17 protein-coding genes are annotated in these 23879 nt (G+C 45.2%); 7 read left to right on the top strand and 10 right to left on the bottom strand.

The annotated features are described in order from the left end of the window. The first annotated feature begins 249 nt into the window (after nt 1-249). The 3 genes from LS482_RS10695 to LS482_RS10685 all read left to right on the top strand — a co-directional run bounded on the left by LS482_RS10695 (nt 250) and on the right by LS482_RS10685 (nt 3085). A complete protein-coding gene (locus LS482_RS10695; RefSeq protein WP_233027524.1) occupies nt 250-2091 on the top strand; it encodes a sensor histidine kinase in 1842 nt (613 codons plus the stop codon). Then, complete coding sequence (locus LS482_RS10690; protein WP_233027523.1) at nt 2088-2858, top strand: LytR/AlgR family response regulator transcription factor; 771 nt, start codon at nt 2088-2090, stop codon at nt 2856-2858. The genes LS482_RS10695 and LS482_RS10690 overlap by 4 nt, the downstream gene beginning before the upstream one ends. Before the next feature lie 65 nt (nt 2859-2923). Next, nucleotides 2924-3085, top strand: a complete 162-nt coding sequence (locus LS482_RS10685; RefSeq protein WP_233027522.1) for a hypothetical protein — start codon at nt 2924-2926, stop codon at nt 3083-3085. A gap of 1 nt (nt 3086) precedes the next feature. On the opposite strand, the gene mgtE is transcribed toward LS482_RS10685, so the two are convergent. The 7 genes from mgtE to LS482_RS10650 all read right to left on the bottom strand — a co-directional run bounded on the left by mgtE (nt 3087) and on the right by LS482_RS10650 (nt 11459). Continuing rightward, complete coding sequence (gene mgtE / locus LS482_RS10680) at nt 3087-4442, bottom strand: magnesium transporter (protein ID WP_233027521.1); 1356 nt, start codon at nt 4440-4442, stop codon at nt 3087-3089. Continuing rightward, the gene (gene rsmA, locus LS482_RS10675; RefSeq protein ID WP_233031779.1) at nt 4429-5256 is read right to left on the bottom strand and encodes a 16S rRNA (adenine(1518)-N(6)/adenine(1519)-N(6))-dimethyltransferase RsmA; all 828 of its coding nucleotides are present in this window, start codon (nt 5254-5256) and stop codon (nt 4429-4431) included. Before rsmA ends, mgtE begins: the two co-directional genes overlap by 14 nt. A gap of 33 nt (nt 5257-5289) precedes the next feature. Beyond that, the gene (locus LS482_RS10670) at nt 5290-5601 is read right to left on the bottom strand and encodes a DUF4286 family protein (RefSeq protein ID WP_233031778.1); all 312 of its coding nucleotides are present in this window, start codon (nt 5599-5601) and stop codon (nt 5290-5292) included. Between the two features lie 37 nt (nt 5602-5638). Further along, entirely contained in the window at nt 5639-7420 is a 1782-nt protein-coding gene (locus LS482_RS10665) for a tetratricopeptide repeat protein (RefSeq protein WP_233031777.1), read from the bottom strand. 100 nt (nt 7421-7520) lie between these two features. Continuing rightward, nucleotides 7521-8798 carry a serine--tRNA ligase gene (serS, locus tag LS482_RS10660; protein ID WP_233031776.1) on the bottom strand — a complete coding sequence of 426 codons (1278 nt, stop codon included), beginning with the start codon at nt 8796-8798 and terminating at the stop codon, nt 7521-7523. A 271-nt stretch (nt 8799-9069) separates the two neighbouring features. After that, complete coding sequence (locus LS482_RS10655; RefSeq protein WP_233031775.1) at nt 9070-10386, bottom strand: HTTM domain-containing protein; 1317 nt, start codon at nt 10384-10386, stop codon at nt 9070-9072. A gap of 143 nt (nt 10387-10529) precedes the next feature. Beyond that, entirely contained in the window at nt 10530-11459 is a 930-nt protein-coding gene (locus LS482_RS10650; protein WP_233031774.1) for a bifunctional riboflavin kinase/FAD synthetase, read from the bottom strand. A 228-nt stretch (nt 11460-11687) separates the two neighbouring features. Between LS482_RS10650 and LS482_RS10645 the strand changes: the two genes are divergently transcribed. From LS482_RS10645 to LS482_RS10630, 4 genes are all read left to right on the top strand, one after another. Next, nucleotides 11688-15383 carry a reprolysin-like metallopeptidase gene (locus tag LS482_RS10645; protein WP_233031773.1) on the top strand — a complete coding sequence of 1232 codons (3696 nt, stop codon included), beginning with the start codon at nt 11688-11690 and terminating at the stop codon, nt 15381-15383. A 136-nt stretch (nt 15384-15519) separates the two neighbouring features. After that, entirely contained in the window at nt 15520-16827 is a 1308-nt protein-coding gene (locus LS482_RS10640; RefSeq protein ID WP_233031772.1) for a hypothetical protein, read from the top strand. Nucleotides 16828-16917: 90 nt separating this feature from the next. Beyond that, the gene (locus LS482_RS10635) at nt 16918-20583 is read left to right on the top strand and encodes a reprolysin-like metallopeptidase (RefSeq protein WP_233031771.1); all 3666 of its coding nucleotides are present in this window, start codon (nt 16918-16920) and stop codon (nt 20581-20583) included. Nucleotides 20584-20641: 58 nt separating this feature from the next. Further along, nucleotides 20642-21328, top strand: coding sequence for a fibronectin type III domain-containing protein (locus LS482_RS10630; protein WP_233031770.1), 687 nt, complete (start codon nt 20642-20644; stop codon nt 21326-21328). Between the two features lie 167 nt (nt 21329-21495). Here LS482_RS10630 and pth read toward each other — a convergent pair whose 3' ends face one another. The 3 genes from pth to LS482_RS10615 form a co-directional block, all read right to left on the bottom strand. Continuing rightward, nucleotides 21496-22062, bottom strand: coding sequence for an aminoacyl-tRNA hydrolase (gene pth, locus LS482_RS10625; RefSeq protein ID WP_233031769.1), 567 nt, complete (start codon nt 22060-22062; stop codon nt 21496-21498). 145 nt (nt 22063-22207) lie between these two features. After that, nucleotides 22208-22819: a 50S ribosomal protein L25/general stress protein Ctc gene (locus LS482_RS10620; RefSeq protein WP_233031768.1), complete on the bottom strand. Its 612-nt coding sequence runs from the start codon at nt 22817-22819 to the stop codon at nt 22208-22210. A gap of 57 nt (nt 22820-22876) precedes the next feature. Continuing rightward, nucleotides 22877-23818, bottom strand: coding sequence for a ribose-phosphate pyrophosphokinase (locus LS482_RS10615; protein WP_233031767.1), 942 nt, complete (start codon nt 23816-23818; stop codon nt 22877-22879). Between the last annotated feature and the right edge of the window lie 61 nt (nt 23819-23879).

The following is a 23879-nucleotide window of genomic DNA, read 5'->3' as shown; positions in this document are numbered from 1 at the left end:
TAGTAATTAATTCGTTTTCGGCCAAGATAAAAGCAAGTGATTTTACAGAATAAGGTTGACAACATCCTTACAAAGGTAACAAAATGCACTTTTAATTTTTATAGTAGCCTAAACCATTCGTGCTCCTGGTTTACTTTACTGTGAATTGCAATTGGTCAGTTCATTATGCAGTTTGTCAGAAATTCCGATTTTCACAAAGAAATAAAAGGTTTATTTGTTCCTGAAAGCCAACTTTTTAATTTTACTGTAATGAAGAAGCTACTTTTTCTCATACTTTTATTTTCAGGATTGTCGAATGGGCATGGGCAAAAAGCTTCCGTCCCGGAATACAAAGCGGGAGAAGAAACCACCTATTGGAATTTTCTGAAAGAACGAATATTTAATGGCAAAAACTCCAATTTTTATCGGTATTACGATACTATAAACATACAGCTAATTAACTCCCGTAATCCGGAAGACAGCGCAATAATTACCAGGTTTATCCCGGAACTTGAACAATTGATACCTAATAAAATATACTTTTCCGGAAAGACAGCGGGCAATCTCATTATCGAAATAGTTCCTCCGAAAAGCGGAATTAAATATGCCTCACACCCTACATTGAGGATGATTCCTAATAGATTTCATTATATTTCAAAACAACATCACAAGTTAAATCTCCCAGATTCCCTGTCATACAAAGCACGAAAAAAAATCATAGAATATTATCTTGTCAGATCCCTATGTTTTTTACAGGATCAAAGCTACCATACATTTATAGGGAACGCCATTTTTGATGATAAAAATAATACAGCCCCCTTATCAACTCGGTTTACAAAAGCGGACAAGTTCCTCCTTCTCAAATTGTATTCCCCTAATTTTATCACGCAATTTAAGCGGTATATAACCCACCGATATTCATGGTGGTACTACATAAATTTCGTGTACAGGGATCAAGTTCAATTAATGCGCTTATTTATCTACGTCATTTACTATTTGTTCATCATCCTAATCTCTTACAAGACAATCATAACAAGAAAGTTCAGGTATAAATATCTGAACTATCTATATAATGCACTTTTAATCGCCCTTGTTTTTACAGGACATTCCTTTTTGGAGCAATTGCTGTATATACCCACTGACTCATCAATTAAAACTCCACCCCGTCTTTATGGCAGTATTTCTTTTATATTTGGCCTTATTGCTGTTTTCATAGCCACATTTTTATATTTCCTAGAAAAATATCTGATTCCTCCGTCATACACTCCTCTCCATAAAATTCTATTAAAGACTTTTTATTTTTTATTAATCCTGATAATATTTGCAACATTGGTGATATATGCTTCGTATGATTTTAACACCCGGGAAGTACTGGAAGGAGATAAGCTGATTATACTGTTCGCACTCATACTAGTCATAGTATTATCCAGAGGAGTTTTTCTTTATTTTAAAGAACATTCGGATGCTTTACTGCGCGAAAAAGACATGGAACTAAGCAAATTAAGAGAATTAAAAGCGGAAGCGGAAGTAGCTTCCCTTCATGCCCGTATACATCCCCATTTCCTTTACAATTCGTTAAATTCCATTGCGGGATTGGCTCACAGCGATCCGGAAAAAACGGAAAAAATGGCACTGTCCCTTTCTGACCTTTTCCGGTATAATATTAACCGGAAAAATGAAGCCACCACTACTATTGATGACGAAATCAAAACTGTCAGAGCATATCTCGAAATCGAACAGATACGTTTCGGGAAACGAATGGAGTTTTCAATAGAAGTTAATCGAGAGCTACACTCCGTAAGGATTCCCCGGAATATTATTCAACCATTGGTAGAAAATGCCATTAAGCACGGTATTTCCAATATTCAGGGTAAAGGAGTCATTCAACTCTTTATCTTAAAGCAATCCCATGGAGGTATTACAATATCTGTTAAGGATAATGGTCCGGGGTTTCCCGAAGGAACTGTCAGTGGTTATGGCCTGCAAAGTATTTATGATATCCTTGAGTTAACCTACGGTAAGGAAGCACAACTAGACTACAGGAATACCCCTGATAAATGCATCTGGATACATATTTCCAAACGAGGAGTACAACATAAATTAAAAAAATGAGCACCCTCCCTTATAAAGTAATAATTGTTGATGATGAGCCTCCGGCAAGGCAACGCTTAAAACAGCTTTTATCTGAATTTGAACAGACTTTTAAAATTGTTGAAGAAGCTGAAAACGGAAATGATGGGATCGAAAAAATCACCCGGTTACAACCAGACATTATCTTTCTCGACATTCAAATGCCCGGGATGACTGGTTTTGAAATGCTACAGCAATTGCCCGAAATACCTTTGATTATTTTCTGTACGGCATATGATGAATATTCCCTGCAGGCTTTTGAAACCAACAGCATAGATTACCTGCTTAAACCTATACGAAAAGAACGATTGGCCAAAACCATTCAAAAACTGGAATTCTTAAACAAAGATAACCGGACGAAACAGATTGAAAACCTTCTCAAAGAAATCACTTCCGGGGAAGAAATAAAAAAAGAAATTACTTCACTTACCATACGCAAGAATAAACGGCTTCTCTTTTTAAAACTACTGGATATTATCTATTTTAAGTCTGGTGATAAATATGTGACCGTTTTCCTGAAAAATGGAGAGCAATACCTCACAGAGCAATCATTAATTCGCCTGGAAAACAAACTCCCGGATTACTTTCTAAGAATACACCGTTCAATAATTGTCAATACCAATCTGGTACATGAAATTCAGCTATATTTTAACGGCAGATATGCTTTTATGCTAAATGACGACTACAAAACCAGATTGATAAGTGGCAGAAGTTATCTGCCACTTATCAAAAAATGGATCGATTTATAGTCAATCTCTTAATTTTAATACCTTAGCAAAGCAAGTTTAACGCCTAAACCCGAATTTCACCTTATATGAATAATCACGACCCCAGAATGATCAAGGCTTTGGCCAAGGAGTTCGGCACAACCCCGCAAAGTGTCCTGTATTGCCTGAACCACCAGGATGTTTTCCCGTTTTTCGCAAGCGAACTAAAACTGGAATACAGTTACTTACAGCGGAAATGGAAAATTTAGACTAAAAACCGAGGATAAACTTGGCGATCAGGAAGTAGATCAATATCCCCAACACATCGTTACTCGTAGTGATAAAGGGTCCTGTTGCCACGGCGGGATCAATACCCCGCTTCTCCAGGAAAATGGGAATAAAGGTGCCTATAAGCGCTGCATTTACAATAACCGTAATGAGCCCTATACCTATGGTGGCAGAAATTTCATATTCCGTACCAAAGGCAAAATGACTGATCAGCAATACCACTATGGCAATGGCCAATCCGTTTATCAGGCCCAGCAAACACTCCTTGATCAACCGGCTGAATATCTCCCCTTTAATGGTATTGTTGGCCAGCCCCTGTACTATAATGGCCGATGACTGTACGCCCACATTCCCTGCCGTAGCCTGGATAAGGGGAATAAACATCAATATTGTGGGGAACCGTTCCAACGCCTCCTGAAAACCGCCTATTATACTGGCTGCCCCGAGCCCCCCGAAAGTACCGATCAACAGCCATGGCAAGCGTGCCCTGGTAAGTTTCCACACGCTGTCATCGGCTTCTACATCCTGGGTAATACCGGCGGCCAGCTGATAGTCCTTTTCTGCTTCTTCCCGGATCACATCAACAATATCATCTATGGTGATACGCCCCACCAGCCTTCCGGATTCATCGATAACGGGAATGGCCTCCAGGTCGTATTTGGACATTACCCTGGCCACGTCTTCTGCTTTATCATTTACCGTTACATAATCCACCTTCGGGATATACACATCCCGGATATGGGTTTTTGTCGATGTGGTCAGCAGATCTTTCAGGGAGAGCCTTCCTTTTAATTTTTCATCGTCGTCCACCACATAGATGGAGTGGACCCTGGTTACGTGTTCCGCCTGCAGGCGCATTTCTTTCACACAGGTGAGGACGTTCCAGTTTTCATTGACTTTCACCAACTCTTTCGCCATAAGCCCCCCGGCGGAATTTTCATCATACCGGAGCAGCTCCACGATATCTTTGGCGTGTTCCTTGTCCTCGATATGGGAAATAACCTCTTTCTTCCGCTCTTCGGATAGTTCGGCGATAATATCGGCGGCGTCGTCGGTGTCCAGTTCCAGGAGTTCATCGGCGATCTCCTGCGCCGAAAGGTTTTTCAGAATACGTTCCCGGACATCATCGTCCAGTTCGGTAAGGGTGTCGGACGTCTTTTCACTGTCCAGCAGTTTTATGAGGTAAGTGGCCTCTTCGAGATTGAGTTCGTTAATGATCTCAGCAATATCGGCATAGTGCAGTTCATTGAGGATCTGCAACAGCGCACTGTTGTTCCTTTCCTCGATGAGCTGTTCTATCTGCTCTAAAAGTTCATCACTGAGTTTAAACGGTATCATGCTCTATCTTTTGCGTTAACCGGACAAAGTCCTGAACACTTAGCTGTTCCGGACGCTGGCCAAAGATAGTATCTTCTTTTAGAATATCGGATAATCCCAATATTTTTAAACTGTTACGAAGGGTTTTCCGCCTTTGGCCAAATGCTGTTTTTACCACCCTGAAAAACAGTTTTTCATTGCAGGGTAATTTGAAATCCTCTTTCCTGTGCAACCGCAATACCCCGGATTTCACTTTCGGAGGCGGGGTAAACACCTGTTCCGAAACCGTAAAGAGGTATTCGGCATGGTAAAATGCCTGGACGAGCACCGAAAGTATCCCGTAGGCCTTACTCCCTTCTTTTTCACATACCCGTTCGGCTACCTCTTTCTGGAACATTCCTGAAAATTCGGGCACCTGCTCCCGTATGTCGAGCATTTTAAAAAGTATCTGCGACGAAATATTATACGGGAAATTGCCTGTTATGGCGAAAGGGCCGTCTCCGAGTACCTCACGGACATCGTACTTCAAAAAATCCTTTTCGATAATACGGTCCGACAACTCCGGATAATGGGTTTCCAGGTAGGCTACGGATTCCCGGTCAATCTCCACCGCGTAAACACTTATATCCTTTTTCAACAGGTACTTGGTCAACACTCCCATTCCGGGGCCTATTTCAAGCAGCCTGTCATAGCCTTTCAGCGTAAGGGTATCAGCTATTTTTTCAGCAATATTCTCATCGTTCAGAAAGTGTTGTCCCAGGTGTTTTTTGGGCCGTACCTTTCCGTCTCCGGCAAAGGGAAAACGCGCTGTTGTCCTGTTCCTTTTTTTAGTCATCCATCCCCTTTATTCCCGGAATATACCAGGAGTTTAATGCTCGCTCACTATTTCGAGTTCCGTACGGAAAGCTACAAATTTATCGGCAAACCGCTTCTGGCTTTTCGCCCTGAGCTGCGAGGCATCTTCGTCATAATATTGTTGCAAAGTGGCCTTACTGTCGGTGATATACTGCACCGAGTAAGTTATCCCTCCCATTTCTTCATTCACCAATACTTTCAGCATTCGTGCATTGCTGAATTTTCCCGTTGCCAGCATGTCCGGGATATGGGTTTCGCGCATCCATTGCAACCATTCGTCGTGAACAGTTTCATCAATGTTTATGGTAACGTTATAAATATACATTATCGCAGTTTAACTATGGTTTATTAAAAAATACCCGCTAAGCACCATCTCCGCGCAACCTGCGGTAGGCTTTCCTTGCTTCTACAAAATAGATACTGTCTTCGCGCTCGAAAATGATCTTTTCGTAATACGGTATCGCTTTGTCCGGTGTTTTCAGACGGTACTCGTATAATTGCCCCAGGGCATAAAGGGCATCGTCCACCCAGATATCGTAGGGATAAAACTCGACGATTTTCAAATAATTATACTCGGCCTGTTCAAAGCGGCGCTGTTTCTCAAACAGTGTTGCCTGCCTGAACAGTGTTTCATCTTCGATACTTTCACCTCGGTGGTTGGCAAGCACCGTATCCAGAAGCGCTATGGCTTTTTCATTTTTGTTCTGATAGGCATAAAGATCGGCCCTGGCATAGATTTTCAGGGCGGTATGCGTAGAATCCTCCAGTATATTATCGGAAATAAGCAGACTCAATTGCATGGCGTCATTGGCTATAAGTTGTGAAGCCGATTCCCGTAATACTTTTAACTGGGTGAGGGCCCAGTCAAAATCACCTTTGTAAAAACTGGTCTGTGCCACTTTGAACCTGGCTTCCTGGGCGATCACATCGTTCTTCATCATTTTTTGTACCTGGGAATAATAGATAAGCGCCCGGTTGAACTTTTCAGAATATACCAGTACATCGGCATAGGCCATTTTCACCTGTGCTTCCTGGCGAACATTGAGCGGAAGTTCCAGGCTTTGTTTCAGAAATGTTTCTGCCCTGCCTGTATCTTCCATCTGAAAAGCCACAAACCTCGCATAAGCGATCTGTACGTCCAGGGTACTGTTGTTCATGCCGTATTCTTCAAGCAGCACCCTGAACTGTCCTTCGATGGCTTTGTAAGTATCTGCATCCCCTTGTGCTATCTGCATCTGCAAAATATTGAGATGTGCACGGACCAGTACGGAAACCACCCCGGTATTTTCTATGATAAACTCGAAAACTGCAGTTGCCGTTTCATTATCACCGTCGTCCATGGCCAGGGTACCCAGATCGATTACAGATTGCAGGTTAACGGCTTCGGACCTCCTGAAAATGGCCTTCTCCTGGGTAAATGCCGAAGCGTATTGCTTTTGCCGGATAAACAGCCAGCTCAGCAGTTCGTTCCAAAGAATATCGGGGGAAGACTGCGCCCTCTTCAGGACCAGTTTCCGCAGCAATACATTATTGGGATGCGATGCATCGTCCGTAATAAACCGGGAAATGATCCGCTGTATGTTGGTAAGGTTAAAATTCTGTCTGGAAACAATGAGGTTGAGGAGGCTGTTGTACATTTTTTCAACATCCCCCTTTTCACCGTAAAGCTGGGCGATCTGGTAGTCCACACTCATCCTGGGGTCCAGTTCCTTGCCCTTTTCATATACCGCAATGGCCTCGTCCAGCAGGTTTTTCTCCTTAAAACCCCGTCCCACCGAATACGTATAAGCAGGGCGATCTTCCACCGCTTTCATGGCTTTCTCATAATACCCCCGTGCCTTTTCCTTTTCTCCCTGCAAAGCATGGTTGTATCCCAGTTCCACAAAATACATCGGTGAAAACGCTGTCCCGTTCACCCTCTCGAGTAAAACAGATTCGGCTTCTTCATACCTTTCCAGTTGCTGATAACACTTTATCAACGACTCCAGGTAATTGGTCCTGGGCGTACCGGCATACAGTTTTTCATACAATACCAGTGCTTTTTCAAATTCCCCCCCGTCAAAATACTGTTTGGCCAATATTTCTTCCTGGGCGAAAACCTGAAAGGCAAACAGGGTACATATGAGAAAACTGATTGCTTTCATGTGTTTGGTTTTAGACGGAGGACCGGTGACGGATAACGGGTGTAAGTATTTCAGTCAACGATCATCCGTTATTGGTCTGCCGTCACTTCATATTCCCAATTTACGAAATTCTGTCAAACCCGGTATAGGGTATCAGTACTTCGGGAATTTTTATTCCGTCGCTGTCCTGATAATTTTCCAGGATCCCGGCAAGCACTCTCGGTATGGCCAGGGAACTTCCGTTGAGGGCATGGCAAAGGGTCATTTTACCTTCCTTGTTCTTATAGCGTAATTTCAGCCTGTTGCTCTGGTAGTCTTCACAGTTAGACACGGAACTGATCTCCAGCCAGCGGTCCTGGGCAGTGGAAAACACCTCAAAATCGTAGGTGAGAGCCGAGGTAAACCCTAAGTCGCCTCCGCAAAGCTGTAAAATGCGGTACGGAAGTTTCAGTTCCTTTAAAATACCTTTTACGTGTGCCACCATTTCATCCAGGGCCTTGTAGGAATTTTCGGGCTTTGTAACCTGTATGACTTCCACTTTTTCGAACTGGTGCAAGCGATTCAATCCTCTTACATGTGCACCGTACGAACCTGCTTCCCTCCGGAAACACGGGGTATGTGTAGTTGCTTTTACCGGCAGTTCCTCTTCCTGTAAAATAGTGTCCCTGAAGCAGTTCATCATGGGCACTTCCCCCGTAGGAATCACGTACAGGTCGTCCTTTTCTATGTGATACATCTGTCCTTCCTTGTCCGGAAGCTGCCCCGTGCCGTAACCGGAAGCCTCATTGACAAAATAAGGCAGGAAATACTCGAAATACCCGGCTTCCCTGTTTCTGTCCAGGAAATAACTTATAAGTGCCCGCTGCAACCTGGCACCCCTACCCTTATACACCGGGAATCCCGCACCGGTGATCTTGCTCCCGAGGTCAAAATCGATAAGATCGTATTTTTTGGCAAGCTCCCAGTGTGGCAGTGCCCCTTCTTCCAGTTGTGGTATTTCTCCGTGGCGGAAGATCTCAACATTATCTTCGTCCGAATTCCCGGGAGGAACGGAATCGTGGGGAATATTGGGTATTTTGTACAGGACCTCGGTAAGTGCGGCAGCCTTTTCATTCAGCTTTTCACCCAGTTCTTTGGATTCTGCCTTGAGTTCCGCGGTCTTTTCTTTCAGTTCACCGGCTTTCTCACGTTCCCCGTTTTTGAACAGGTTTCCTATTTCTTTGGACAATTTATTAGACGCTGCCAGGGTATTGTCCAGTGTAGCCTGAACGCCCCTTCGTTCTTCATCCAGCCGAAGCGCTTCGTTGATCAGTCCGGCAGCCTCCGCACCCAGGTTCCGCTTTTCCAGTCCGCGGATTACCCGGTCTTTATTCGCTCTAATAAATTGTAGTTGCAACATCGTTAAATGGGTAATTTATGTTAAAAAAATTCCTCTTTCCGGTCATTTTTCCGGATCGAGCGACAAATTTAAGAAGATTTCATCTGTTTGAAATTTTGCTTGCGGAAAAATCTGCAAAAAATTTACAATACATTCGGGAACTCACACGGATTTATTTTAATCGTACCCTGCAGGCCGTTTTGATTAAAATGAATTCAGGTTCGTTTCATTCAATTTCGGGACATCTCTTCTTCGAAATCCCGATGAAAAAAGTTCCCGGCCAAAACCACTTTCAATCTTCATAAGGATAGGGCAATATCCAGTGACTGTGGCAAAACGGGTCCCATTTTTCAGAAGCGAGGTCTGTTTCCCGGTCTATAAAGGTACGAGAAGCTTTGCGGTTTACACTTACTTTTCCGCGGGCGTAAATGGCGACGTCCTGTCCACGGGCGGCATATTCTTTCTTTAACCGTTGCGCAAACTGCCAGATGACATCGGGTTTGGTGGCAATCATCCTCTGTTGCTTCGGGGAAAGCCGGTCCCGGGGGTTTACGGTTTCTTCCTTTCCACTGTTTTTATCTACCACCCTGAATCGTATATACCCTCCTTTACTCCGCAGCATCATACGCCAGCTCATACGGTGCGCTTCTTCGGTCCACAAAACATCCCCGGTAATAAACCGGTGTCTGAGCGGAAGGGCCAGTTGAATGATGAAATAGGCCATTCCTGCAACAAGCAGAATATTCCTGTTTCCGGGGACGATCACTTCACCGGCCGTATACAAAGGTTTCCTTCTGAGAAAAATATTCCGGATCACACGGGGTTCGAAAAAGAACAGGGTAAAGGCAAGGGACATATAGGGAAATATCCCGATCTGGAAAACAAAGGAATTGAAAAGGTGAAAGACAATAGAGGCAGTAAAAGCGATCTTCCTCGTGGGTTTCCACAATAAGAGCGGGACCACAAGACCGTCGAAAAGTATACCCGACCATGTAATGAACACGTGCAACCAGTGTTTTTGAAGTATTCCGCCAACTACGGGATAGTTTTTCTTTCCGAGCATCAGGTTCTCCACTACGGTATAGTTCAGCCAGTCGGGGTAGAGTTTGGCTATGGCTGCGTAAGTATAGACGATGCCTACCTGCAGAATAATAATGACGGAACACCATCGCGGCATGGAAATATCCCTCATATCCCTGTTTCTCCCGGCATCGACAGACAAATAGCGATTCGCCGGCTGCACCAGCATAAGCAGGCAAATAAGGATGAGCAGGTAATAATGATTGTTGTACGAGGCTTTCTGCATCAGGTAGGTTGCCGTCCACATCAGGGTAAAAGCCGCCATACTCCACCGGTATTTATAACCCACCATCACAAACAGTCCGAAAACTCCCATCAGGGCATAATAGACATACATCCAATGACCGGGAAGCGGCTGCAGCCAGTCAAACCCGATAAAATTAAAGGTAAATTCCGGTTGAATAAGGGTACGTTTTATCCACCCGGTAAATATGGCCCCTACGGATTCGAGGAAAATAAGCAACCCGAATATGATTCGAAAGACAATGAGCGGGGCATTGTCAATTCTTTTAAAAAGGAATGCGGTCATGGATTTAAGGTTTCACCCCCCTTGGTCCCTCCTGAAGGGGAGATATAAATCTCTTTAAAAGAAATAAGATTCCCCCCTTCAGGAGGGACCAAGGGGGGGCATAACTGGTTTTTCGAGTTAAAAGCTGAGTGTTCACAAGATTTTTATAATTCACCAATATAGCTAAGGGCATTCTTCCTGTCTTTCTCCAACTGTACCGTAAGGGCCTCTACAGATTCGAAACGCACTTCATCACGCAGTCTTTTCAGCATGTCCACCTGTATTTTCTGTCCGTAAAGATCCCGGTCAAAATCAAAAAAATGGATCTCTATGGATTGTGTCGTCCCGTTCACGGTAGGGTTTAACCCGATGTTCATCATTCCGTAAACCGTTTGCCCCCTGAAATCACTTTTCACCACATACACCCCGTTTTTGGGGATCAGTTTGTATTTTTCGGCAATTTGCAGATTGGCTGTAGGAAAATTGAGCTGCCGCCCCAGTCCCTTGCCTCTTACGATTTCCCCGGTAAGCATAAATTCATACCCCAGGTAGAGGTTGGCCGTTTCCATATCTCCTTCATTCAGGGCCTTCCGTATCTTGGTGGAACTTACGGAAACTTCGTTGACTTCTTCCACACCGATCTCTTCCACTTCAAAATCATAAGTTTCCCCGAACCTTGCCAGGTCTTCGATCGTGGCTGTGCGATTCCGTCCAAAACGATGGTCATAACCGATAATCACTTTTTTCGCCTTCAGTTTCCGTACGATAATGTCCTTTACGAACTCCAGGGCCGTCAATCTGGAAAATTCCTTTGTAAAAGGATATATGATAAGCTGATCCAGCCCGCTTTTTTCCAGTATGGCGATCTTTTCGTCCAGTGTATTGATCAGTTTTATATCCGCGTCCTGCTGCAATACCATCCGCGGGTGCGGATAGAACGTAAAAATTGTGGATTTCAGATTATTGGCACGGGCGCTTGAAATAAGCTTGTTCAGTATCTTTCTGTGTCCTACATGTACCCCGTCAAAAGTTCCTATCGTTACAACGGAAAAGCCGGTTTCACTATCGCCCGAAAGTGTTTTCTTAATGATCACTGATAAAGATTTTGTCCAACAGTACAAAGTAACAAATTTTAATTTTCTAAATCCCACATTCGGGTGCAGAAAAAGACGGGCGGCACATGCCGGACAGGGCACATACCGATGTACAAAAAGCAAGAAAGAAAATACGGGACAAAACGGCAGAAAACCCGAACAGGGTGTCGTTTCCCCTACTCGCATTCCAAAATTATTATTTACTTTTACAGGTATATACGCCATGATATGAAAAAAACTTTACTTCCTTTTATTTTTCTCTTCTTTCTGGCAATTTCTGCTTATGCACAAAAAGCGCCCTGGAAAAAAGTATCCCTCACGCACCGGCCTGCCTCATACATCCGGGCAGGAGCGGAGGCAGAAGGTTTTCAGCTCGACCTGAAAACATTACAAACAGAACTGGGCGGCACTTCTCCTTCCGGAGCAGCTATGCGCAGCAGTAAAAAAAACGTTTCCTTTCCGGTAAAAGAGGACCGGATGGAAGATTTTGAGATCCGGGAAATCCCTGTGCTTTCAGCAGGGCTCGCCCGGAAATATCCCGGCATACGATCCTTTTCCGGAACCTCCGTAAACAACCCGGACATACAGATCAGGTTCAGTCTGGACCGTTTCGGTCTTCATGCAGCTGTTTACGATAAAGCGGACACCTACTACATAAATCCCGACAAAAAAAACAAAGGCACCTATTTCCTCGCCTCCCGGCAATCCTTCTCTCCCTATGATAAAGTTTTCGAATGCCTGGCCAGGGATAAGGCCGGAGCAAGCGTAATGGGAATGAAAAACAGTACCACACAAAAGGGACCCGACGACGGCATGAAACGGGTTTTTCGCCTTGCCCTGGCCTGTACCGGCGAATTTGCGCAATATCATATTGACGAAGCCGGAGTAAGTAACGGTACGGAAACCGAGAAAAAGGCCGCTGTGCTTTCCGCCATGAACACCATTATGACCCGTGTTAACGGTATTTATGAGCGCGACCTGTCAATTACCATGCAACTCATAGCCAACAATGACGAACTTATTTTCCTGGATGCAGATACTGACGGGATGACCAATGATGACGGGGATGCTTTAATTGATGAGATACAACCCATTATTGACAACATCATCGGGACTGACAATTACGACATAGGCCATGTTTTCAGTACGGGCGGTGGCGGTATTGCCGAGTTAAATTCCCCTTGTACTTCATCCAAAGCCAGGGGAGTTACCGGAACGTCCACTCCCGCAGGCGACCCTTTTGCCGTAGATTATGTTGCACACGAAATGGGACACCAGTTCGGCGCTACCCATACGTTTAACAATTCCTGTAACACAAACAGGACAAACACCACCGCCGTTGAGCCGGGCAGCGGTTCTACCATTATGGCCTATGCCGGGATATGTCCGCCCAACGTACAAAACAGCAGCGATGCCTATTTCCATGCCGTGAGTATAGCACAGATGTGGGAAAACATCACTGCGGGCAACAGTACATGTGCTACCCTGGAAAATACAGGTAACAATGCACCTTCGGCCAATGCGGGAGCAGATTACACCATCCCCTCCGGAACTCCCTTTATCCTGACCGGAACCGCCTCAGACCCCGATGGTGATGTATTGTCCTATACCTGGGAGCAGATTGACAACCAGATCAACGAAGATTACCCGGAGCCTGCTTCTGCGGGAGGCCCCGTATTCCGTTCTTACCCTCCCAAAGACGAACCGAAAAGGTATTTCCCCCGGTTCAGCGATATCCTGGCAGGTAATCTCTCCACTACCTGGGAAGTGCTCCCCGAAGCGGACAGGAAACTGAATTTCTCTTTCCTGGTCCGCGACAACCACACCGGAGGGGGACAGACCGCCAGGGATGACATGCAAATTGCCGTAAGCAGCGATGCAGGCCCGTTTACCATCACTTCACAAAACAGTGAAATGACACTGACCGCCGGGGAAACAACGACCGTAACCTGGGATGTGGCCGCCACAAACACGGGAAGCATTTCGGCCGAGTTTGTGGATATCCTGCTTTCACCGGACGGGAGCTTTTCCGATCCGGTGACACTGGCAACCGATATTCCGAACAATGGTACCGCAGAAATAATCGTTCCGGGAGGAATTGCCACCGATAAGGCACGAATTATGGTAAAACCCGCAGACAATATTTTTTTCGCCATAAATACGGCAGACCTCACCATAGCAGAAAGTGATTTTGTACTGGACTTCGAGACCCTTTCCGAAGCAGCCTGTTCCCCGGATGATGCGGTTTATTCTTTTGTTTACCAGGCTTTTTCAGGATTCAATGAAGAAACCGTATTCTCGGCAACCGGTGTTCCGTCCGGACTGAATGTCACGTTCACTCCCGCATCAGCTACGACGGACGGTACGGAAGTCGAAGTCAGCATTACGGGCACGTCCGGTATTTCCGCAGGAGCATATGACCTTACCGTAGTAGGCACGGCAGCAGGACAAAACCGGGAAGTGCCGTTACATTTACAGGTCTATGACACCAACTTTGACCCGGTGACGCTTTCCTCCCCGGCAAACGGAGCGGAAGAATTACGGCCTGCCCTCGGCATCGCATTACACTGGGAAGCAACCTCCAATGCCGATTCCTACGATATACAGCTATCTACGGAAAGCGATTTTTCATCCGTGACCGAAACCGCCTCGGTGAAATTCCCGACCTATCAACCTGAAAACCTGAATAACGATCAAACCTATTACTGGAGGGTAAAACCCCAAAACCCCTGTGGCGAGGGCGAATATGGCAATGCCCGTTCCTTTAACACGCTTGTTACGGGATGCCGCACCTATACCGACAACACAACCGTTAATATCCCGGAAACGGGAGCAACCACGGTCACTTCCTCACTCTCCATCACCGACGACGATATTATAACAGGTGGTATTTCCCTGTTACTGGATATCACGCATACCTGGGTATCCGACCTTACCGTAGATCTTACTTCCCCGGAAGGGACCACGGTTCGTATCCTGTCCGGCATATGTGATGAAGCGGAAAACATATCAGCCGTATTCAGTGATACGGGCAAAAGCCTCAGTTGTAACAACAATCCGGCAATAGGAGGGACGGTAAAGCCGGCAGAAACCTTGACCGGCTTTCGGGGAGAATCCCTGCAGGGTACCTGGACCCTTACCGTTACCGACGGATATGCACAGGACGGCGGGACCATTAATTCCTTCGGTATAACCCGGTGCCCTTCCCCTGTCGCTGACAACTTCCGGATAAAGGTCACGGATGAGTCCTGCAAAGGCACCAATGACGGAAAAATAGTCCTGGAAGCCGAAGCATCCCTGGACTATCAACTGGCTTTTAGCGGAAACGGTACCGATATCACCGAAGATTTTACCGATACCTGGCAGGCCGATAATCTGCAACCGGGCACTTATGAAATGTGCATTACCATAGCAGATAACCTGACCTACCGGCAATGTTTTGATATATCTGTTGCCAAATCGGGCGACCTGTCTGTAGATTCACAGGTGAACAATGCAAGCAATACCGTAGAACTGCAACTCGGGGGAAACTCCACCTACATCATCGACTTCAACGGAAACACAATACAAACCGATAAAAACACCATATCCCTGGACCTCAGTTCGGGAAAGAACAGACTTGTGGTCAAAACCGACAAACCTTGCCAGGGCATTTACGAAGAAGATATTTACATTGCCCCTGATGACGTAGTCATTTACCCGAACCCGTTCACAGATAGTGCCAGGTTGTTTGCAGGCAGCAATATCACGGGGCACCTTCATATATCAATATATACACTTTCCGGCCGGTTGATGTCCACCGGAGAATACCCGGATACCTCCGTTGACAGGGATCTGGGACTTTCATCTTTTCCATCAGGGGTATATCTGGTGAAAATTGAAGGCGACAATTTCCGGAAGACCTCCAAAATCATAAAGAGGTAAAGAAAACTCTCCTTTTTTAGAAATTTCTCATTTGGAAACCTTAAATACCATTTTAACGCTCCAAATGAGATTTTTCTGTTAAATAATGTTTATATTAGTCTTCCCTAATCTTGTTTTTTAACATTAATCTACGCCTATGAGAATTTTTTACTTTTTTATTCTTTTATTCGGAATCGTATGCTTCAGTTCATGTGTCAGTGATGACGATACTGCCGACGGGACGGCTTCCATAACCGTAAGTGCCGATACCGCGATGGCGGAAGTAGGCGATACATTTACTTTTACAGTCCGGACAGACAGTGATGAAGACGTTACTTCGGCTTCCACCATCACCTTAAACAATACTATTATTGATGGCCACACGTTCACACCTGCAGAAAAGGGGGCTTACAAGGTAAAAGCCAGCTACAACAACCTGGTTACCACTACCGACTATGAAGTAGTAGCTATTGACCGAAAGCCTTCTTCCATCGAGGTTGCTACAGATAGCACAACCCTTAACCTGGGAGAAGTGTTCAGCTTTACCGTCATGACAGATGTAGGTGTTGATGTAACTTACGAATCCACAATTGAGGTGGACGGAGAACCTTTGGAACGCGAAAGGTTCAAACCGGAAACACCAGGAATTTATACGGTTACAGCAATATACAACGGATTGGAAAGCCCTCCGCTGGAAGTTGAAGCGGCACCTAATACCATATCCGTCATACCGGACCAGAATGAAATTCTCCTGGGAGAGACATTTACTTTTACGGTATTGGCTGATTCCGAAATAGATATCACATCAGAATCCACCATAAAAGTAAACGGCAACCCAATAGAAGGCAACGGATTTACCCCGGAAGAAGGCGGAACCTACACCATAACAGCCACATACGGAGAATTAACCGGTGACCCTGTTGAAGTAACAGTATCCACAAACTTTTTTGTGCTGGACAATACTCTTTATGAAACTCCGACAGCTATTTTTGCCTATCTGGGTACTTTTCAGGGAGAAGAAAGCCTGCAAAGTGTATGGGTGTTTAATCCTTACCTGCAAGTAGACAACGGTTATCCCAACGACGTATACATTTACCTCGTTTTTGAACAACCCGAAGACGGGGATCTGGTGTTCCCTTCGGAAGGATCATACTCCTATAGTTCCAATACACTCCCAAACATTATTGATGCAGAAGTATATTATAATGATGTTCCTTGGATAGACGGAGCTCCTATTGAAGACATTACACTGGACATTGTGGATATGAACGATTGGATTCTGGGAACAACCGAAGTGGGAGAAATATCCTACACCATTACAAAAACCGATGGAACCACTGTCACCGGCCAGTACAGTGGCTCCCTGTCTGCATCAGATTCCTCGGGAAAAGGTACGGGAAAAGATAAAAAGCCTGTAAAAGGTATTCAACTTAATAAATCCGGTAACTTTTCCAAAATAAGATAAATAATCTACTTATAAACAGCAAATTGATTAAAAAACATAACAGAAGTGCTGTATTTATTTTCAATGCTGTAAAGCTAAATCCAGATACCCATGATAAAAAAACTACTACTCCTTGCTTTCTCTCTCAGCTTGCTCATGAGCTACGGACAAACCCCGCTATGGACCCCGGCAAACGGAACGGACAGATCATCTGTATTACCTGCAAAAAGACAACTTCCTGCCGATAAATTATATAACCTTGATATAAAAGCGCTGAAAAAGGCCCTGAGCGATGCCCCGTTAAGGAGGGAGATTTCGGGAAAATCAAAAACCGTCGTAGCATTTCCAAACGCCGAAGGAAAACTGGAACGATTTGCCGTTGTTGAAGCCCCCGTCCTGCACCCTGAACTCGGAGCCAGATATCCCGGAATAAAGTCTTATGCAGGGCAGGGAATTGACGACCCGTCAGCTATTGTACGCTTCAGTATTTCGCACCTGGGGCTTAGCAGTATGAAACTTTCTTCGCACCAGGGTTCCATATTTATCGAACCTTACTCTAAAGACAGGTCTGTTTATACTGTATATGACAGAAAGGAAGCAAGACACATGTCGGCGTTTGAGTGTACCCTAAAAGAAGATGTACTTAAAGCAACAACAGGAAAAAGCAGCGCCAGAAATGCAGATGATGGTATATTGAGGACTTACCGCCTGGCTATATCGGCTACCGGGGAATACACACAATACTTTGGCGGCACCAAAATAGATGCCCTGGCCGCCATGAATACCACCATGACCCGGGTAAACAGTATTTTTGAAAATGACTTTGCCATTACTATGGTCTTAATAGCCAATACCGATGATGTTATCTATACCGATCCTGCTTCCGATCCTTATTCTTCCGGAGGTTATAACAGCCAGTTGCAAAATACATTAACCACAGTAATCGGTGAGGAAAACTACGACATAGGCCATCTCTTTATACAAGGGAGCAACAATGGAAACGCAGGCTGTATAGGCTGTGTTTGTGTTGACAATCAAAAAGGAAGCGGATTTACCTCTCATTCGATACCTGAAGGTGATAATTTTGACGTAGATTTTGTCGCCCATGAAATGGGGCATCAATTCGGGGCCAATCACACTTTTACCATCCGGAACGAAGGAACCGATGCACATTTCGAACCCGGAAGCGGCTCTACCATTATGGGCTATGCCGGAATTACGGGAAGTACGGATGTACAGGAACACAGCGACCCCTATTTCCACGCTTTCAGTATAGAACAGGTCACCAATTATATAAAAACCACTGCCTGTCAGACAGACACTCCTACAGGAAATAATATCCCGACAGCAAATGCCGGTCCGGATTATACCATCCCAAAAGGCACCCCTTTCGCTCTTTCCGGGGAAGGTACCGATGCAGACAGTGAAGATGTGCTTACCTATTGCTGGGAGCAAATGGATGAAGACGACGCGCTGGATCCGTTCCCCAGTCCCACGGCCACATCGGGCCCGGTATTCCGGTCCGTAATGCCGTCTGTTTCTGAAATACGGTATTTCCCGGCCGCCTCCACTGTTCTGGAAGGCAGTACCGCCTCTCAATGGGAAGTAGTCCCCGAAGTGGCCAGGGAGCTCAATTTCCGGCTTACAGTAAGAGATAACCGTGCAGGCGGAGCAGCAAATAACAGCGATGATATGCTCATAACAGTAGCCGATGAAGCCGGCCCCTTTACCATAACCTCACACCAGGATCCAAGCAATGTTGCAACCGGAAGTACCCAAACGGTAACCTGGGACGTTGCAGGAACAAACTCCGGAGATATCAATGTACAAAAAGTGGATATCCTGCTGGCTACTTCAGATGATTTTTCCCAGCTTATTCCTCTTGCCTCCAATACGGACAATGACGGTAGTGAGGATGTTACTTTCCCGGAAGATATTGATACGGATCACGGAAGGATTGTAATAAAAGCTGTAGATAATATCTTTTTTGCCGTAAGCAAGAGCGACCTTTCCTTCCGGGAGTTTGGCATATATTTCGAAACTAAGGATTTCATAGCCTGTAAACCTGACGATCTTGAATTTACGTTTACCTACCAGGCGGCTTCGGAATTCGCACAGGAGGTTTCTTTTTCGGCTACAGATGTACCTGAAGATGCTGAAATTAAATTCGATCCCGCTACGGCCAATGCGAATAATACCGAGATACACGTTACGCTTTCCGGGATAGATAGTTTAGATACAGGATCATATACCTTTAATATCATTGCGGAAGGAAACGAGCTTACCGCTGAAGTCCCTCTCAATATGAGTGTACATAATTTTACGGATTTTAGTAGTATTGCATTGGTTTCACCGCTCAACGCCAGTAATAAGAACGACCTGAACACTAAACTTGAATGGGAACCTCAGGACGATGTACAAACATATGTAATAGAAATTGCAACTGATGAAGAGTTCACATCCATTATAGAAGAAGGTACTCCGGCATCTGCAGGTTATGTTCCCCAAAACCTGGAATACGGGGCCGCTTATTACTGGAGGGTAAAACCCGTAAGCTATTGTAATGAGGGTGAATACAGTGACACTTTCTTCTTTTATACCCTGTCGCAGGCCCCGGTATGTGACGAATATGAAAACAATACCCCGGTAATTATTGACGGCAGCCAGGCCAGTACCGTAACTTCAACCATTAACATCACAGACAGGGGGCTCATTAATGATATTTCCTTAGGACTCGACATTACCCATACCTGGGTGTCCGATCTTACGATTGACCTTACTTCCCCTTCCGGTACCACCGTACGGATCATTAATGGTATTTGCGGCAGTAATCAAAACATCAATGCCGTATTCAGTGACGAAGGAAATCCTATAACATGCGGAAATGATCCTGCCATTAGTGGTACTGTATTGCCCGCAGAATCCTTAAAATCCTTATTGGATGAGCCCGTAACAGGCAAGTGGACACTGACCGTTCAGGATGGTTATGACGCAGATGGCGGAAGCATCAACGCCTTTTCGCTCAACTTGTGCATTAAACCTGACCCCTTACTTTCCCCGGATAATTTTACCCTGAAGACCACCAGTGAAACCTGCAGGGACAACCAGGACGGCATGATAAGCGTGGAAGCGAAAGAAATCCTGGACTACCGGGCTGTCCTTACCGGGGACAACGGTACGGAAGTCACGGAAACGTTCCGGTATTTCTGGGAAGCAACAGGCCTCGACGCAGGAAATTACAACATGTGTATTACCGTAGAAGGTTATCCGGATTTTGAACAGTGTTTTGATGTGACCATTAATCAACCGGAGGAATTAGCCGTATCCTCAACAGTAAACAAGGCCGGGAACAGTATCGACCTCGAACTCCGCGGAGGTGACCTCTATACCATAGCGCTCAATGGAAAAACCGTACAAACCTCCGAACGGCATATATCCCTTGATCTTGAATCCGGAGACAACGCCCTGACCGTAAAAACCAATAAAGATTGCCAGGGCACCTACAAGGAAAGTATATATGTTGCCCCTGACGATGTTGTCATTTACCCCAATCCTTTTTACGATACTACCAGGGCTTTTATAGGGAATGCCGTTAAAGGCGATGTTCAAATCTCGGTTTTCAATATCACCGGAAAATTAGTGAGTTCACTGCACCTTGACCGGAATGGAAAGAGAAATGAAGTGGAATTAAAAATGTCCGGACTGCCCCCAGGAATATACCTTGTAAAAATACAGGGTGAAAATTTCCGGAAAACCTTTAAGCTGGTAAAATTATAACCCGCTTTTAAACAGACAACAAACAAAATTTCTTAGTTTTAACCCAATACTACGAACAATGAAAAAATTAGCATTTGGCCTGAGTTTTTTAACCCTGTTGATTACCGTAAGCTGTAGTGACGATGACGGCCCTACGGAACCCGGTATGGCCACACTCATATTCCCTGAAAACAATTCGGAATGTACCACCGGTGACGATATAGATGACTACACCAGCAGGGTGACCTTTGAATGGGAACCCTCGGACCGGACCGACACCTACCGGTTACAGGTAGAGAACCTCAACGACGGTACTGCACAGGAATTCAACACCGAGGCCACATCCCTGGGCGTGGTTCTGCAAAAAGGAGAGCCCTATTCCTGGACGGTGACTTCCACCAACCAGGATGTTCCAGAAACCTCCCAAAGCGAAACCTGGAAGTTCTACAATGCCGGCGACGGTACAGAATCATATGCACCGTTCCCCGCAACCGCAGTTTCCCCCGAACCGGACGAAACCGTAGCTGCCGGAGAAGGCACCCTTACGCTGGAATGGAAAGGAAACGACATTGACGGCGACATTGTGGGATATGATGTCTATTTCGGAAATGCCAATCCTCCGGAAACCGTGGAAGCCTCAGACCTGGAAGACACCGTACTGGATGTGAACGTAAGTCCGAAAACCGTATATTACTGGAAAGTGGTCACCAGGGACTCCCAGGGCAACGAATCGAACTCCGGGGTTTTTGTGTTTAAGGTAAATTAAAGGGGTCCAGACACTTCGGCAACCGTATGCTTATTTCACCTGTATAAAGGGCATTAAGGTAAGTTACCTCAATACAGTGCTTGTGAAATATGCTCAAAGGGTAGTTGACAGTCCATAAAACCATGGTTGGCTTCATCTTATCCATCCGATTATTTCAGTCTGACCTGTTACTTCCCGTTAAAGGCGTTCATTGTATGCTGCACTCCTGCCGTAGCGAACGAACGTATAAGTTCACAGGCCTTTTCCAAACGTTCGGGGAGGGCCTTGTTTTCTTCTTCATCCCATTCACCCAATACATAGTCGATCTGTTTTCCCCGGGAAAATTCCGAACCGATACCTAAACGGACCCGGTTGTATTGCACAGTATTGAGACGCGCCTGTATATCCTTTAATCCGTTGTGCCCGCCATCGCTACCTCTGGTCTTTAAGCGAATGGTCCCGAAAGGAAGGTTGATATCATCCGTGATGATCAGCACGTTTTCCAGGGGGATCTTTTCCTTGTCCATCCAGTATTTTACCGATTTACCACTGAGGTTCATATAAGTACTCGGCTTGAGCAGTATAAGTTTTCTTCCCTTTACACTGCATATGCATTTGTCGCCGAGTTTTACGGTTTCAAAATTCACGGACTCTTCTTCTGCCAGACGATCCAGCACCCTGAAACCGATATTATGCCGGGTATTTTGATATTCACTCCCGATATTCCCCAAACCTACTATTAAAAATTTTTTCATAGTATCCTGCTCATCCGATGCCGATGAGTTGCGTTTAAAAAAGGTTCTGATTAAAGCGCGCATTTTTACCGTAATTGCTACCCGTAAAAATAAAAAACATCCCGACAAGGGCCGGGATGTTTTCTATTAAAAATACGGAATATCTCTATTTGTCCTCTGCAGGAGTTTCGCCCTTTTCGACTTTTGCCGCATCCTGGGCTGCTTTCATAGCCGCACGTGAAACCCTTACCTGGCAAACCACGGTATTATCCGGGTTCAATATTTTGTAATCATCATTGCCAAGAGCTGTCACATACAGTTTGTTTCCTATCTCCAAACCGGAAATGTCCGCAACAATATAATCCGGAAGTTTTGCAGGAAGCGCCCTTACCTTCAGCTTACGCTTGGTAAGACGAAGCACTCCACCTTTGATAACACCGGGAGCATCTCCTTCTATTTTCACAGGGATTTCCAGTGTTACTTCCTTATCGTCGTGCAACTGATAAAAATCTATGTGAAGAATTTCATCTGTTACCGGGTGAAACTGGATATCCTGCATAATAGCATTGAATTTCTCCCCGTTTTCCAGGTCAATCACTACAGTGTGTACATCCGGAGTGTAAACCAGTTTGGAAAATGCGAGTTCATCGGCTGAAAAGTGTAGTGGTTTGTCTCCTCCGTAAAGTACGCAAGGAACCTTTCCAGCATTACGTAAGGCTCTGGTCGCAACTTTGCCCACGCTTTCTCTTTGAGATCCTTTGATTGTAATTGACTTCATTATATAAAATATTAATACATTTTAAAATTAATAGCTTCCTCCTCCCGTTTTCCGTTCTTACATCAGGAACTTGGAACTAATAGAGGTGTTGTGGTGTACCCTGTGCATGACATCGGCAAACAGATTCGCACAGGTTAACACTTTTATTTTATTGCTCTCTTTCCTCAGCGGAATGGAATCGGTAACGATTAATTCTTCCAGCCTGGAATTCTCTATCCTTTCATAGGCATTGCCCGACAACAGGGCGTGAGTGGTAATGGCCCGCACACTCAGGGCTCCTCTTTCTATCATAAGGTCTGCCGCCTTGGTCAGTGTGCCTGCCGTATCAACCATATCGTCAACGAGTACCACGTTCTTTCCTCTCACATCACCTATGAGTTCCATGTGATCAATAACATTGGCTTTTTTACGCTGTTTATAACAGATCACCACATCACTCTCAAGGAACTTGGAATAGGCATAAGCTCTTTTGGAACCTCCCATATCCGGAGAGGCTATGGTCAGATTATCCAGTTTAAGCGATTCCAGGTACGGCAAAAATATGGTGGACGCAAACAGATGATCCACCGGTTTTTCAAAAAAGCCCTGTATCTGGTCGGCATGGAGGTCCATTGTAATGATCCTTGTTGCCCCTGCGGTTTCCAGCAGTTTGGCCACGAGTTTTGCCCCTATGGGCACCCTGGGCTTGTCTTTCCGGTCCTGTCTGGCCCATCCGAAGTACGGCAACACAGCGGTAATGTGCCTTGCCGAAGCCCTTTTTGCGGCATCGAGCATAAGCAACATTTCCATAAGGTTTTCCGTGCCGGGGTGGGTAGACCCGATAATGAATATCCTCGCCCCTCTTATGGACTCTTCAAAAGACGGCTGAAATTCACCGTCACTATATTTAGAGAACGTTACACTTCCTAATTTTGTCCCGAAAGATTCTGCAATTTTTTCCGCAAGTCCCATGCTTTGCTCACATGCGAAAATCTTGGGTTCAGGCACTGTATAAGACATTATTATGGTGTTGTTTAGTGGTTATGTCCTGTTTTCCAAACGAGGTGCAAATTTAGAAATT

This window comes from Sinomicrobium kalidii (assembly GCF_021183825.1).
In the GTDB taxonomy this organism is placed as follows: domain Bacteria; phylum Bacteroidota; class Bacteroidia; order Flavobacteriales; family Flavobacteriaceae; genus Sinomicrobium; species Sinomicrobium kalidii.
The sequence above is the reverse complement of the archived record's forward strand: the minus strand, read 5'-3'. Positions and strand labels throughout refer to the sequence as shown.